Annotated in this window: 9 protein-coding genes; 7 read left to right on the top strand and 2 right to left on the bottom strand. The window is 67.8% G+C overall.

What is annotated here, in order from left to right; translation table 11 throughout:
* Positions 1–4: 4 nt before the first annotated feature.
* Entirely contained in the window at positions 5–4,120 is a 4,116-nt protein-coding gene (locus ACFVHY_RS16790; protein WP_390274044.1) for a molybdopterin-dependent oxidoreductase, read from the bottom strand.
* Between the two features lie 240 nt (positions 4,121–4,360).
* Here ACFVHY_RS16790 and ACFVHY_RS16795 point away from each other — a divergent pair, with 240 nt between their 5' ends.
* From ACFVHY_RS16795 to ACFVHY_RS16825, 7 genes are all read left to right on the top strand, one after another.
* A complete protein-coding gene (locus tag ACFVHY_RS16795) occupies positions 4,361–5,047 on the top strand; it encodes a response regulator transcription factor (protein ID WP_058251501.1) in 687 nt (228 codons plus the stop codon).
* A complete protein-coding gene (locus ACFVHY_RS16800) occupies positions 5,047–6,585 on the top strand; it encodes an ATP-binding protein (RefSeq protein WP_390273874.1) in 1,539 nt (512 codons plus the stop codon). Before ACFVHY_RS16795 ends, ACFVHY_RS16800 begins: the two co-directional genes overlap by 1 nt.
* A 206-nt stretch (positions 6,586–6,791) precedes the next feature.
* Complete coding sequence (locus ACFVHY_RS16805; RefSeq protein ID WP_390273876.1) at positions 6,792–8,276, top strand: S1C family serine protease; 1,485 nt, start codon at positions 6,792–6,794, stop codon at positions 8,274–8,276.
* A gap of 112 nt (positions 8,277–8,388) precedes the next feature.
* On the top strand, positions 8,389–9,057 hold the full coding sequence (locus ACFVHY_RS16810; RefSeq protein WP_058251498.1) for a molybdenum cofactor biosynthesis protein B: 669 nt from the start codon (positions 8,389–8,391) through the stop codon (positions 9,055–9,057).
* A 705-nt stretch (positions 9,058–9,762) separates the two neighbouring features.
* Entirely contained in the window at positions 9,763–10,404 is a 642-nt protein-coding gene (locus ACFVHY_RS16815) for an MspA family porin (protein WP_390273878.1), read from the top strand.
* 70 nt (positions 10,405–10,474) lie between these two features.
* Positions 10,475–11,161: an MspA family porin gene (locus ACFVHY_RS16820; protein WP_390273880.1), complete on the top strand. Its 687-nt coding sequence runs from the start codon at positions 10,475–10,477 to the stop codon at positions 11,159–11,161.
* 186 nt (positions 11,162–11,347) lie between these two features.
* Positions 11,348–13,249 carry an ABC transporter ATP-binding protein gene (locus ACFVHY_RS16825; protein WP_390273882.1) on the top strand — a complete coding sequence of 634 codons (1,902 nt, stop codon included), beginning with the start codon at positions 11,348–11,350 and terminating at the stop codon, positions 13,247–13,249.
* Here the strand turns inward: ACFVHY_RS16825 and ACFVHY_RS16830 are convergent.
* Complete coding sequence (locus ACFVHY_RS16830; RefSeq protein WP_390274046.1) at positions 13,184–14,137, bottom strand: alpha/beta hydrolase; 954 nt, start codon at positions 14,135–14,137, stop codon at positions 13,184–13,186. The genes ACFVHY_RS16825 and ACFVHY_RS16830 overlap by 66 nt on opposite strands.
* Between the last annotated feature and the right edge of the window lie 86 nt (positions 14,138–14,223).

Genomic DNA, 14,223 nt, shown 5'->3' on the forward strand with positions numbered 1-14,223 from the left:
CTTGTCAGTACACGTCCCGCACATAGCGTTTGTCGGCTGCGAGTGCCTTGACGTACGACTCGGCGCTCGCGGGCGAGCGGCGACCGTACTGCGCGACAATGCCTTTCAGTGTCGCGTCGACGTCCTTGGCCATCCGTGTCGCGTCGCCGCAGACGTAGACGTGGGCGCCGTCGTGCAGCCACTGGTACAGCTCCTCGCCGTGTTCGCGCATTCGGTCCTGGACGTAGATCTTGCGATCCTGATCGCGCGAGAACGCGACGTCGAGGCGGGTGAGCAGTCCGTCGCCGAGCATGGTCGTCAACTCGTCGCGATAGTAGAAGTCAGTCGCCGAGTACTGCTCGCCGAAGAACAGCCAGTTCTTCCCGGTGTGCCCCAGGGCCTCGCGTTCGCGGAGGAAACCGCGGAACGGGGCGATGCCGGTGCCGGGGCCGATCATGATCATCGGGGTGTCGGGATCGGCCGGCGGCCGGAAATGGCTCGTGGAGGTGACGAACACGCCGATCTCGTCGTCGGCGCGGTCGGCCAGGAAGGTCGAGCAGACGCCACCGCGCGGCGTGCCGAACAGGTTGTAGCGCACGGCCGACACCGTCAGTTGGATCTCGTCAGGACTCTCCAGGGGGCTCGATGAGATCGAATACGACCGGGGGACCATCGGTTTGAGGACCTGCATCCACTCCGAGGCGTCGGCGGTGACGGGATGATCGGCCAGGACATCGACCGACTGTCGCCCCCACGCCCAGTCGTTGAACTGCTGTTTGTTCCCGGGTGCGATGAGCGTCTTGAGATCGGCGGAACCGGTACGGTCGGCGACGAAACGGACGAGATCCGGTGTCACACGAGCGAATTCGATGCGGTCGCGCAGGGCGGTGTGCAATGCGACCTCATCGCCGGCCACGGTCACCGACGTCTCGGCGTCGAGGCCGGTGCGGTCGAGGAACTCCTCGACGAGCGTCGGGTCGTTGCGCGGCCAGACCCCCAGCGCGTCCCCGGCCTGGTACGGCATCGTGCCGGCGGGCAAGTGGAACCCGAAGTTGCGCACGTCCTTACCGGACCCCTCGGAGTTGAGCTTGACGTTCCGCACGAGCGAGGTGAGCAGCGGCTTCTTTCGCGAATAGGCCGGCGCGGAACGTACCGAGGGTGCCGCCGCGGAGTCGGCCGGTTCACTGACCACGGTCACCCGGTCGCCGGTCACCCCGGAGGTGGGTGCCCGGTTCGACATGCTGATCGCCCGGATCACCTCGGTCAGCCAGCCGCCCGCCGTCTCCTCGAAGTCGGGTTCGCAGTCGACGCGCTCGAGCAGGCGACGGCCACCCAGTTCACCGATGCGGGTGTCGAGTTTGCGTCCGTGGCCGCAGAAGTCGTCGTAGTTGGAGTCGCCGAGCGCCAGCACCGCGTAGTCGACACCGGACAGGTCGGGTGCGTCCTCGGAGTTCAGCGCGTCCCAGAACGACGTGCCGTTGTCCGGCGGATCGCCGTCCCCGGTGGTCGAGGTGACGAACAGGGCCGTGCCCTTCAGTTCGCCGACCTCGACATCGTCCATCGACCGCGCGTCGACCCGGAGGCCGCTGGCCTTGACGCGCTCGGCTGCTTCTGCGGCGAGCTCCTCGGCGTTGCCCATCTGCGAGGCCCAGAGCACCGTCACCGTGTCTGTGTCCGGTTCCGACGACGATGAGTCCGACCGGGGGACAGCGGGATCGGGTGCGGCGGCCGCCCGGGAGTACAGGCCGGCGAGAACACCCGACACCCAGACGCGGAGCTCGGCACCCAGCGGCGCATCGGCCGGGAGCACCGGACTCCCCGCGGGTGAGTCGCCCACGCCGGCCACGAGGCCGGCGAGGTACAGGCGCTCCGCCGGCGACATGGCGGGCGGTACGACGCCCGTCACTCCCAGTGCTGCAGCCAGTTTCGTCGGGCCGGCGGCGACGACCGGCGCGTCGTCGACGTCAACGCGCGAGCCGGGCACCCGGATCAGGGTCACCGCACACACTTTCAGCTCCGGTTGCTGCGACAACGGATCCACCGCGTCGGACGTGACGGCATTGATCGCCAGGTGTTCACCGAAGACGTCGTTCCAGTGGAACGGTACGAAGCAGTTGCCGGGTCGCACGCGGTCGGAGATCCGCGCCGGCAACACCGCCCGGCCGCGACGGGACGCCACCTCGACCTTGTCCGCGCCGGTGATGCCCAACCGGTTTGCATCGTCGGGGTGTATCTCGACGAAGGGCTCCGGGTTGAGTTTGTTGAGCTTTGCCACCCGGCCGGTCTTGGTCATGGTGTGCCACTGGTGGGGCAACCGGCCCGTGTTCAGCAGGAAGGGGTAGTCGTCGTCGGGCATCTCGGCCGGGTCGAGGTGGGGGCGGGCGAAGAACTGGGCGCGGCGGCTGGGGGTGGCGAACGCGAGGCGCGGCGTCGACCCGTCGTCAAGGCGGTGGAGAGTCTGACTGCGACCGTCGTTGAGATATCGGATCGGGTTGCGGGCACCGGTGTCCACCGGATCGGGCTCGCCGTCTTCGGCCGGCGGGCACGGCCATTGCATCGGCGTGCGGCGGAGCCGGTCGTAGGTCACCCCGCGCAAGTCGTAGCCGGTGTTCGGGTTCGCGAACCGTTTGATTTCCTCGAACACCTCCTCGGCGCTCGCATAGTCGAAGGCGTCGGCGTACCCCATCTCGGCGGCGATGCGCGCGATGAGCTGCCAGTCCGGGATCGCCTGTCCGGGGGCATCGAGCGCGGGTTCGAACAGGGTGAGGTTGCGTTCGGAGTTGACCATCACACCGGTCGACTCCGACCACAGCGTCGCGGGCAGCACCACGTCGGCGTACTGGTTGGTCTCGGTGTCGACGAAGGTGTCCTGGGTGATCACGAGCTCGGCGCGTTCGAGTCCCTCGATGACGGTCTTGCGATTCGCCACCGAGGCAACGGGATTGGTGCAGATGATCCAGCATGCCTTGATCTCGCCGTCGGCCATCCGACGGAACAAGTCGATGGTGCCGCCGCCCACGTCGGTGCGCAGGGTCCCGGCCGGAACACCCCAGACGCCCTCCACGAACTCACGGTCCGCCGCGGACACGACAGCGCGCTGGCCGGGCAGGCCCGGGCCCATGTAACCCATCTCGCGTCCGCCCATGGCGTTCGGCTGTCCGGTCAGTGAGAACGGTCCGCTGCCGAGCCGGCAGATCGCGCCGGTGGCGAGGTGGAGGTTGATGAGCGCGTTGGTGTTCCAGGTCCCGTGGGTGGACTGGTTGAGGCCCATCGTCCAGCAACTCATCCAGTTGGCTGCGTTTCCGATGAGCTCGGCCGCGGCCCGCAGGTCCGACGCCGCGATCCCGGTGATCGATTCGACGACGTCCGGCGGGTACTGGGCGGCGAAGTCGGGGATCTGGTCGAAGCCGTCGGTGAACGATTCGATGAACTCGGTGTCGGTGTGGCCGTTCTCGATGAGCAGGTGCAGCAGGCCGTTGAGGAACGCGAGGTCGGTCCCGGACCGGATCTGCAGGAACAGGTCCGCCTTGTCGGCCGTCGCCGTGCGTCGAGGGTCGACGACGATCAGCTTCGCCCCGGCCTTGACCCGGTCCATCATGCGCAGGAACAGGATCGGGTGACAGTCCGCCATGTTGGCGCCGATGACCAGGAAGACGTCGGCGTGGTCGAAGTCCTGGTACGACCCGGGCGGCCCGTCGGAGCCGAGCGACAGTTTGTATCCGGTCCCGGCGCTCGCCATGCACAGCCGCGAGTTGGACTCGATCTGATTGGTGCGCAGGAATCCCTTGGCCAGTTTGTTCGCCAGGTACTGCGCCTCCACGGACATCTGGCCCGACACATACAGGGCCACCGCGTCGGGCCCGTGCTCGTCGACGATGTCGCGCAGGCGTCGCGCGGTGTCGGTGACGACGGCGTCGAGTTCGGCGGGCCGGAGCTGGCCGCCCCGGTCGTCTCGGACCAGCGCGGTGGACAGGCGCCCGCCGGCGGCGAGCATGTCCGCGGTGGTGGACCCCTTGGTGCACAGTCGACCGAAGTTCGTCGGATGATCGGGCCGGCCGATCGTTTTGGTGACGCGGTCGGAATCGTCGTCCAGCTTCATCTCCATGCCGCAACCGACACCGCAATAGGCGCACAGCGACATCACCGATCGGGACACGACAGATCGAGTCGGGGCAGACAGGGTCACGGGTTCCAGCGTCGGAGGTCGATGTTTCGCGACCCGAAGCCCGGCGTTACGCATCCATCAACTTGACCTCACAGAACTAGGTCCCCGATGTGAAAGGCCGCCGGAACCGCAGGTGAACGCCGACTCCGTCACTTGAACGGGTGGGTTTCGGCGTTGCTCAGCCGGATCTCAGCCGGGGTGGATAAGACTGTAGCCATGCGCATCCTCGTGGTCGATGACGATCGGGCCGTCCGGGAGTCGTTGCGACGGTCGCTCACCTTCAACGGCTACAGCGTCGAGACCGCGGGCGACGGCATCGAGGCACTCGAGAAGATCCTGGCCGACCGGCCCGACGTGGCGATCCTCGACGTGATGATGCCCAGGCTCGACGGCCTCGAGGTGTGCCGCCGACTCCGCTCTGCCGGTGACGACCTCCCCATCCTGGTGCTGACCGCTCGCGACTCGGTGTCCGAGCGGGTGTCGGGGCTCGACGCCGGAGCCGACGACTACCTGCCCAAGCCGTTCGCCCTCGAGGAACTCCTCGCCCGGTTGCGGGCGCTGTTGCGCCGTGCCTCGCCGGACGAGGACGCGGATTCGGAGACCCTGACGTTCGCGGATCTGTCGCTCGACCCCGTCACCCGCGATGTCACCCGCGGCGAGCGCTCGATCAGTCTGACGCGCACCGAGTTCGCCCTGCTCGAGATGCTCATGGCCAATCCGCGCCGGGTGTTGTCGCGCAGCCGCATCCTCGAAGAGGTCTGGGGCTACGACTTCCCGACGTCGGGTAATGCGCTCGAGGTGTACGTCGGCTATCTCCGGCGCAAGACCGAGGCCGACGGCGAACCCCGACTGATCCACACCGTGCGCGGGGTCGGGTACGTCCTGCGGGAGACGCCGCCCTAGTGATCGGCAAGTCGTCGAACTCGACGTCGCGACACCCGAAGACCCGGGATCTCCTCCGCGACCGCCTCACCCGGGCGATCACGGGGCACACCACCGGTGTCGGGTCGGACGAGAAGGAGATGCGGGCGCCGATGCCGCTGATGCGCGCGGTGTCGCTGCGTACTCGCGTGACGATCCTGTCGGCGACCGTCGTGCTGGTCTCGGTGAGTCTGATGGCCGCGGCCGCGTATTTCGTCGTGTATCGCGCGATGTACAACGATGTCGATCAGCAGCTCGAGAGTCGCGCCGACGGGATGGCCGCGCTCGCTCGCGCGGGGGTCCTGCGTACGCAACCCGAGCAGCTGGTGGCCGGAACGGTGTTCTCCACCAACATCTCCATCGCGCTGGTGACCCCCAGCGGCGAGACGTATCTCATCGGTCAGGTGCCGTTCGACGACGTCGAACGCGGCATCGTCCGCTCGCCGTCGGTGCCCGGTTCCACGCAGCAGAGCCTGCGCACCACGCGCAATCAGCGTGTCCTGACCCGCAAACTCGACGACGGCAACACCCTCGTGCTCGCACAGAGCCTCATCCAGACCGACCGGGTGCTCAAGCGTCTGGCCTGGGTGCTCTTCGTCGTCGGTTGCGGCGGGGTCGCCCTCGCCGCCCTGGCCGGGACGACGGTGGCGCGAGCCGGGTTGCGGCCGGTCTCGCGTCTCAACCGCGCCGTGGAGCGGGTCGCGCGGACCAACGACCTGACGCCCATCCCGGTGACCGGCAACGACGAACTCGCCAAGCTCACGGTCAGTTTCAACGCGATGCTGCGCGCCCTCGACGAGTCCCGGGATCGGCAGGCACGTCTGGTCGCCGACGCCGGACACGAGCTGCGGACCCCGTTGACCTCGTTGCGGACCAATCTGGAGTTGCTGATCGCCGCGAGTCGTCCCGGGGCGCGGGCGGTACCGGAGGAGGACATGGTCGATCTCCGTGCCGATGTGATGGCGCAGATCGAGGAATTGTCCACGCTCGTGGGCGATCTCGTCGACCTCGCCCGCGAGGACGCGCCGGAAGTGGTCTACGAGGAGGTCGATCTCGCCGAGATCGTGGAGCAAGCCCTCGAACGAGTTCGACGCCGCCGCAACGACGTCGAGTTCGAGGTCGACCTCGCCCCGTGGTTCGTGTTCGGCGAGGCACATGGACTGTCGCGCGCGGTGCTGAACGTGCTCGACAACGCGGCGAAGTGGAGTCCTCCCGGCCGCACGGTGCGCGTCAGCCTGACCCAGATCGGGATGTCGACCGCGGAGCTCACCGTCGCCGATGCCGGTCCCGGAATCCCCGAGGAGGACCGGGGTCTCGTCTTCGAGCGGTTCTATCGGTCGACGCAGTCGCGATCGATGCCGGGATCGGGTCTGGGACTGGCGATCGTGCGTCAGGTGGTCGAACGACACGGCGGCACCGTGGTCGCCGACACGTCGCCGCTCGGGGGAGCGCTGATCCGGATGACCCTGCCGGGCCGGGCAACTGCGGCGGAACCATCCCCGCAGGTGATTCGTCAGTAGAGGAGAAGCGGGTGGCGCCGGGCCGACGACTCGGTTGTCGACGACTGCGAACAGCCTTGAACTCGCCCGGTGTGACCTGGTCTCGGATCACCTAGGGTTGACCGAAGGCGCAGTTCGGGTACGACGATGCCGAGGTGTTGCGGTCCCGGCCCGGCCACTGACAACAAGCACCGGCGCATGGCCGGGCCGACGAGGAAGAGACGAAGATGACGACTGGCGGTTCGCACGGTGACAGCTCCTACGGGGGCGGTCAGCACGGCGGTGGTCAACACGGCGGTGGTCAGCACGGTGGGGGCCAACCGGGCGGGGGTCACCGCGCGGCGTCGGGCAACGAGGCGTCGGGACAGGGCGGTCCGTTCGGTCCGCCGTCGGGCTCCTTCCCCGCACCGGGCGGCCAGGGCTACCCGGGTACCAACGCGTCGACATCGTCGTACGGCAGGCCCGGGACGAGTCCGTTCCCGCCCCAGGGCAACTACGGTCCGGGTCCCGCGTACGGACAGTCGGGCCAGCCGCCGTTCGGCTCCCAGCCCGGCTTCGGGAACCAGGGCCCGGACGGCCCCTCGGCCGCACCCGCCAAGAAGAAGAGTGGCGGACGCCTCGTGGCGCTGGGGGTGGCCGGACTCGTCCTGGCGTTGGTCGCGGGCGGTGTGGGTGGCGTGGCCGGATACAACCTCGCCGAGTCCGACGGTGGTTCCAGCTCCAGCAACGGTCCGCTGGGCGGCGATCCCGGCAACGACAACACGACGCCGGTCGCCGCGCCGGCCGGTTCCGTGCAGGAGGTCGCGGCCCGGGTCACCCCGTCGGTGGTCTCCATCGAGGTCGCGTCCGGCGGGGCGATGGGTTCCGGCTCGGGCGTCGTCCTCAGCGAGGACGGCGTCATCATGACGAACAACCACGTCGTCAGTGCCGGCGGCAACGGCCCGGCGTCGAGGGTCGCGGTCAACTTCGCCGACGGTTCGCGGGCCGAGGCCCGTGTCCTGGGCGCCGACCCGATCTCCGACATCGCGGTCATCAAGGTCGACCGCGACGACGTCACGCCGATCACCGTGGGCAACTCGAACAACCTGGCCGTCGGGCAGGACGTGATCGCAATCGGTTCACCGCTGGGACTCGCGGGCACCGTCACCACCGGCATCATCAGCGCGCTCAACCGTCCCGTGCTGACCTCCCGTGACCCAGGGACCAACACCACCTCGGTCATCGACGCCATCCAGACGGACGCGGCGATCAACCCGGGCAACTCCGGCGGTGCCCTGGTGAACGCCCGGGGCGCGCTGATCGGGATCAACACCGCGATCGCCACCCTCGGTGGGGGCGAGCAGCAGGCCGGTGGCAGCATCGGACTCGGGTTCGCGATCCCGATCGATCAGGCCATCCGGGTGGCCAGGGAACTCGAGGCCACCGGCAAGGCCAGCCACGCCAACATCGGTGTGTCGGTACGGCCGAGCGGCGCGTCCGACGCACCCGGGGCCGTCGTCACCGCGGTGACGCCCGGCGGTCCGGCTGCGAACGCGGGCATCCCCGAGGACGCGGTCATCACGAAGGTCGACGACCGCGTCATCTCCTCCGGGGACGCCCTCGTCGCCGCGGTCCGGTCGCACGCCCCGGGCGACACGGTCACCGTGACCTACGTGGACAACGGCGCCACCAAGACCGCCCAGGTGAAGCTCGGCACGCTCGCGGCCGGCTGACCGACCACCACAACTGCATCGAGGAGGCTGTTCCGGCGCCCACCGCGGGCGCCGGCACAGCGCAGCACGAACGACCGTTTCGACGGTCCCACCCATCAAGAAAGGGCCTGTCATGTCCGACGCTGCTCCGCGCAACCCGGGTACCACCGCCGTCTCCGCCGAGACCGATCTCGACGAGAACTCATTGGACGTCCGCCTCGCGGGCGGGCCGGGTCCGGTCGACCCCGCCGACGTGGTCGCGGCCGACGCCGCGGCACGGGAGTTCGTCGCGCGCCACGAACAGGCCGCTCACCGCCCGCAGGGCGAAGAGATCGGTCGTGCGCTGGTCGTCGTCGTCGACGACGAGGCGGCCCACGGTGAGGACCAGCGTCTGCTCGGGCCGCTCGTGAGCGAACTGCTGGCCGAGGCGGGGTTCCACGTCGACGCCGCCGTGGTCGTCTCCGGGGACGAGGTGGAGATCCGCAATGCGCTCAACACCGCGGTGATCGGCGGAGTGGACCTCGTGGTCTCGGTGGGCGGCGTCGGCGTCGGCGCCCGGGATGTGACGCCCGAGGCCACCGAACCCCTTCTGGATCGGCGTCTGCGGGGTATAGAAGAGGCCGTCCGCAGTTCCGGACTGGCGGCGGGAGCCACCGACGGCGGACTTTCGCGCGGGCTGGCTGGAATCTCCGGACAGACACTCGTGGTGAACCTGGCCAACTCGCGGGCTGCGGTGCGCGACGGAATGGCAACTGCCGCGCCCCTCGCCAAGTACGTGATCGAGTCGATCAGCGAGTTCTGAGCCTGTCGCTCGGCAGGGCCTCCGAGCGGCCCCGAAATCTGTTCAGCAATACAAAGAAAACTCCTGGTTAACAGGGTGACGGGCCACTTTCGATGGGATATCCGACCGGTGGGAACAGAGTCTTCAGAACCCCGGAAATTGCCGATGAGCAGCGATGATGACGCCGCGCAGCACCGAGCTGCGCGGCGTCGTCGTCTCGATGCGGTGTTCGGAAACGCCCTTCCTGAACTGACTTCAGACGAGAGTGACGAACATCACACAGGGCGCTCTAAGGATTGGTACGAGGCGCAGCGGCCGCCGCATCACGGGTGATTTCGCTCTTTACGCACGTAGTCACATCAGCGTGTTTTCCTGTCGTTAACTTTCGCCGTTCTATCGTTGGCGAATCCGAGATTCACGCTGGTGCGTGGCCTCTTCGTGACACGCTCGAGTCCTCCTGTTGCTCGACTTGAGACCGCTCCGATAACGTTCGGCTCGACGACACGCCGGTCCCCAGAGTCGGGGACCGGGGGGAGTCCTGCGATCTGTCGCGAGTGACGACGCAGCAGTGACCAGGAATTCGATGGATTCTTAACGACGGCTAAGACATGCGTAAGAGCAGGCTTAGTGGTAACTGTGTGGGAGCCCATCGAACGTCGTGGGTCATGACTTGCGGGTGTGAGTGCATTCCGCGGGGTAACAGCCGAATCCTGTGAGAGGGAACGAATGAGCAAGTTCAGCAAGCTTGGGCTGCGCCGCGCCGCGGGCGCGGTCGCGATCGCCTCGGCCGCGGTCGTGGGCCTGGCCGGCATGGGCGTCGGCGAAGCGGCAGGTGCGCCGCTGCCGAACGGTTACAAGAACGCCACCGGCATCGACGGCGAGTCCATCCAGACCTGGCGGACCGGTGAGAACTCGTACCCGATCCCGACCGTGGCGAACAACCCCGCGTCGCGCGGCTTCGTGATCTCGGGTACCTACACCGCCAAGGCATCCGCCGGCGTCGGTGGCAAGCTGGCCGTGAAGTACATCGTCGGCTGCCAGGTCGATGTCAGCGGCATCACGCTGGACCTGGCTGGAGCGATCAGCCTCGAGGCCACCACGCTGTCCGGTTCGCTCGGCCTGCCGCTGGCTCCCGGGCAGGTCGCGGTCGTCGACATCACCGACAAGGACTTCTCCGACTCGGGCGTTGCCGCGATCCAGTTGTCGCAGCTTTCGTTCAACCTCAACCAGTGCGGTGGTTACGCATCGGCCCGCTCGGCCGTCAAGACCATCGGCGCCAAGGGCTACAGCACCGACGACGGCAAGGTGAGCGGCGAGGGCACCCTCATCCAGTCCACCCTGTACGGCAAGCCCTTCACCATCGGCTGATCAGCTCAGATAAACCAGCACTACCTGACTTATCTGCCCTGAGCAGATCGATATTCCACGAAGGGGAATCATGAAGAAGAACATCACGCGTCGCGTGGTTGCGGCGGCCGGTATCACCGGTGCCGTCGCGATGGGCCTCACCAGCCTCGGCGCTGGTGGAGCCACCGCCGGTCCGCTGCCGGGCGGCACCATCACCAAGACCCTGGTCGACGGCACCCCCGTCACCGTTCAGCTGTTCGACGAGTCGGTCAGCGTTCAGCGTCCGATCAGCAACGTGCCCACCACCCGTGAGGTGTGGCTGTCCGGCAAGGTCCGCGTGACCGTCGGCGGCAAGGCCGAGGGCGGCTCGATCAAGGTCGGTTACGACGTCGGTTGCCAGGTCAATTTCGGTGGCCCGGAAATCAGCGTGCCGGGTGTCTCCGGTGGGATCGACTACAGCGACCCGTCGAACATCACCGCTGGCGCCGGTATCGACGGTGAGTCGGTCGGCGGCGGCGTCTCGCTCGGGCCGGGTGAGGTCAAGCGCCAGTGGCTCATCAATGAGACTTCGGGCTCGGACAAGTCGTACGACGGTTACGAGGTCACCGCGTACACCTTCAAGGGCCAGAAGGGTGGCGTCGCCTACAGCCAGGAGCAGTTCAAGGTCGAGAGCTGCGCCGGTTACGCCGCGGCTCGGGCCTTCGTCCAGGTGACGGTCAGCACCGACGCCGTCAAGGGTGTCGTGGTGCTCAACGGAAAGCACTTCGGCCTCGGCTGATCGACTCTTCCCTCACGCCGCGGGGCGGGAATCCGAGAGGATTCCCGCCCCGCGGTCGTTGTTGTGGGGTCGGTTCGGTGTCGCTGTGAGTTTGCTGTATTCGCCTGTCTGACAGTGAAACTCATCAGTCCTCGGTCGTAGTCTCGGTGCCGGCGGTGCTCATCCCGCCGGTGAGGAGCCATCGACATGTCCACCGCCACCGAACCGAGGCCGGTCGACGATCCGAGCGTGGGCGACGTGGGCCCACGCGTCCCGACGTCAGAGGCCCTACCGGTCACTCTCTCGGTGCCGGCGACCGTCCGCCGTTTCGCGCCCCTGGTCGTCGGACTGCGATGGCGCCTCGCGGTCGCTGTCATCTGCCACCTCGTGCAGGTCGGCACCACGGTGGTCACCGTCGCGCTCTTCGCGCACATCGTCGACGACGTGCTGGTGACCGGCGATCTGAGCGCGCTGTCCACCCCGATGACGATCTGGGTGGCCGTCTCGCTGGTCGGCGCCGTGTCGTCGTATGCGGGCGGGATCCTGACCGCAGGTGTGACCGAGACGGTGCTGCTGCGTCTCCGGGGTCAGCTGTACGCGCACATCCAGCGACTCGCGCCGCACACGCGGGACCGGTTCGGTGACGGAGACCTGGTGTCGCGTACCACCGCGGACGTCGAGGCGGTCGACAGTCTCGTGTCGTCGGGTGTGGTCTCCGGCGTCGTCGCCGCCGTGAGCCTCCTCGTCTACGGTGCCGCCGCCTGCGCGACCAACTGGCAGTTGGCCCTCGTCGCCGCCGTTCTCGCGCCTCTTCTCTGGGTGACGGCCCGCCGGTTCGGCGCCGTAGTCAAACGTGCGTCGCGGCGCGAGCGGCAGGCCGCCGGCCGGATCAGTTCACTGATCGCCGAGGGGATCGGCAATATGGTGGCGTTGCAGGCCGACAACCAGACCTCGCACCACCGAGCCCGGGTCCTGGAGCAGAACCGCCGATGGCGGGAGGCCCGGTTGGCGGAGTCCCGCGCCGGGGCGGCGTTCGCCGAGGCGGTCACGGTCGTCGAAGTGGTCTGCATGATCGTCGTCATCGCGTTTGGGGCGTGGCTCATCGCCGGCGGTGATGCGCAACTGGGCACGCTCATCGCCCTGACCGGATATCTCGGGTACCTCTACCCGCAGATCCAGACACTCGGCGGTCTGCTCGTCGAGGTCACGTCAGCGACCGCGAGCGCCGAACGGGTGGCCGAGGTCCTCGACGCACCGGCTGGTGTCGCCGAACCGATTACGCCCGAATCGATGGCGTCCGAGTCGATTTCGTCCGAACAAGTGGCCATCGACCCGTTTCCGGCCCGTCGTCCGGTCGCGCCCGCCTCGGTGAGTCTGTCGTTGGCCGGGGTGTCCTTCGCCTACCCGGACCACGGGTCCCGAGTCCTCGAGGACGCCCACCTGGAGATCCGTGCGGGCGAGACAGTGGCGGTCATGGGTCCCAGTGGTGCCGGCAAGAGCACCCTGACCCGTCTGCTGCTGCGTCTGTACGACCCCGACGCTGGGTCGATCCGACTGAACGGCACCGACATTCGCCACCTCGACGTGAGCGACCTGAGAGAGCACCTGTCGGTGCTGCATCAACGGCCGGCGTTGATGCGTGGCACGATCGCGGACAACATCCGCTTCGGCTGCACCACGGCGACCAGAGCGGACATCGCAGCTGCCGCGCGGGCCGCAGGTGCCGCCGAATTCATCTCGCGGATGAACGGCGGCCTCGACGCCGAGGTCGTCGAACGTGGGGAGAACCTGTCCGGTGGTCAGCAGCAGCGAATTGCGCTGGCGCGCACGATCCTTCGAAACCGCCCGGTACTCGTCCTCGACGAACCGACCACGGGCCTCGACGACGAGACCGTCAGCGGGATCCTCGAACCACTCGCCAGGGTCGCGTCACTGCGGACCACGATCCTCATCACCCATGATCCGCGTGTGCTCGAGCTCGCCGACCGGACAGTCGAGTTGCGCGACGGACGGTTCGCCGAGGCGGCTCCGGTGGCGCCGCGGTCAGGCGAGGGCGCGCTCGTAGAACGACCACGAACGGTGCAGCTGGTCCTGCCAGTACAGCCATGAATGGGTTCCCGCGGGCGGGAGGTCCACCGTCGCCGGGATGTTCAACTGTCCGAGACGATTCAGGAGCTGGACGGTGCAGCCCAGGGTGGCGCCCTCGATGACTCCGCCCACGACGATCTGGTCGGCCAGGGTGTCCGGGTCCTTCACGTAGCGAGGATTGTCGTACTGCCCGGGCAGACCGCCGGCGTTCGAGATGTAGAGCTTCTGGCCACGCAGCTTGGCGGCGTTGACCACGGGATCGTGGGCGCGCCAGCCGGAGCCGCCGTACGGACCCCACATGTTGGTGGCGTCGCCGTCCCCGCGGATCTCCACGACGAGTCGGATGTACTCCTGACCGAACGGGTCGGACGTCGTCGGACATCCGCTGTAGGAGCCGACGGCCTGGTAGAGATCGGGATGCTCGATGGCGAGATTCAGCACCGACGTCGCCGACGACGAGATCCCGCCGATGGCGTTGCGCCCGGAGGTGTTGTAGGTGGCATCGACGACCGCGGGGAGTTCCTTGCCCAGGAAGGTCGACCACTTGTGCACGCCGAGAACCGGATCGGGCTTCTGCCAGTCGGTGTAGTAGCTGTACTGGCCGGCGTTCGGGATGACCACGTACAGGTTCTTGTTGCGCGTGAACTCGACGATGTCGGTCTTCTCCAGCCAGTTGGCGCGATCCTCACCGCCGCCGGCACCGTTGAGGAGGTAGAGCACCCCGCGCGGCTTGGACTCGTCGGCCGGCTTGATCACGGTCAGCGGTACATCACGGTTCATGGCGTCGGAATGCACGACGATGTCGGTCACGCGCCCGGGCGATCCGGCGTCGACGAGTCGTGGTGTGGCGCTCGCCCCGCCGGTCATCGGAGCGACGAGCGAGACACTGAGGGCGACCGCCGCTGCCATCCCGAGTTTGCGCAAACCTCTGTACACGTTTCCTCCTGATCGGGAGACGACGGGCCGGTGGTCCGACTCGCGCTTGCTCCTGCCTT

The sequence above is a fragment of the Gordonia sp. NPDC127522 genome (genome assembly GCF_042672305.1).
Lineage (GTDB): Bacteria > Actinomycetota > Actinomycetes > Mycobacteriales > Mycobacteriaceae > Gordonia > Gordonia hongkongensis.

What these genes read in the sequence shown, in the direction of transcription:
- ACFVHY_RS16790 (WP_390274044.1), bottom strand. Translation starts at nt 4,120, where the DNA reads ATGTCGCTGTGCGCCTATTGCGGTGTCGGTTGCGGCATGGAGATGAAG.
- ACFVHY_RS16795 (WP_058251501.1), top strand. Translation starts at nt 4,361, where the DNA reads ATGCGCATCCTCGTGGTCGATGACGATCGGGCCGTCCGGGAGTCGTTG.
- ACFVHY_RS16805 (WP_390273876.1), top strand. Translation starts at nt 6,792, where the DNA reads ATGACGACTGGCGGTTCGCACGGTGACAGCTCCTACGGGGGCGGTCAG.
- ACFVHY_RS16810 (WP_058251498.1), top strand. Translation starts at nt 8,389, where the DNA reads ATGTCCGACGCTGCTCCGCGCAACCCGGGTACCACCGCCGTCTCCGCC.
- ACFVHY_RS16815 (WP_390273878.1), top strand. Translation starts at nt 9,763, where the DNA reads ATGAGCAAGTTCAGCAAGCTTGGGCTGCGCCGCGCCGCGGGCGCGGTC.
- ACFVHY_RS16820 (WP_390273880.1), top strand. Translation starts at nt 10,475, where the DNA reads ATGAAGAAGAACATCACGCGTCGCGTGGTTGCGGCGGCCGGTATCACC.
- ACFVHY_RS16825 (WP_390273882.1), top strand. Translation starts at nt 11,348, where the DNA reads ATGTCCACCGCCACCGAACCGAGGCCGGTCGACGATCCGAGCGTGGGC.
- ACFVHY_RS16830 (WP_390274046.1), bottom strand. Translation starts at nt 14,137, where the DNA reads ATGGCAGCGGCGGTCGCCCTCAGTGTCTCGCTCGTCGCTCCGATGACC.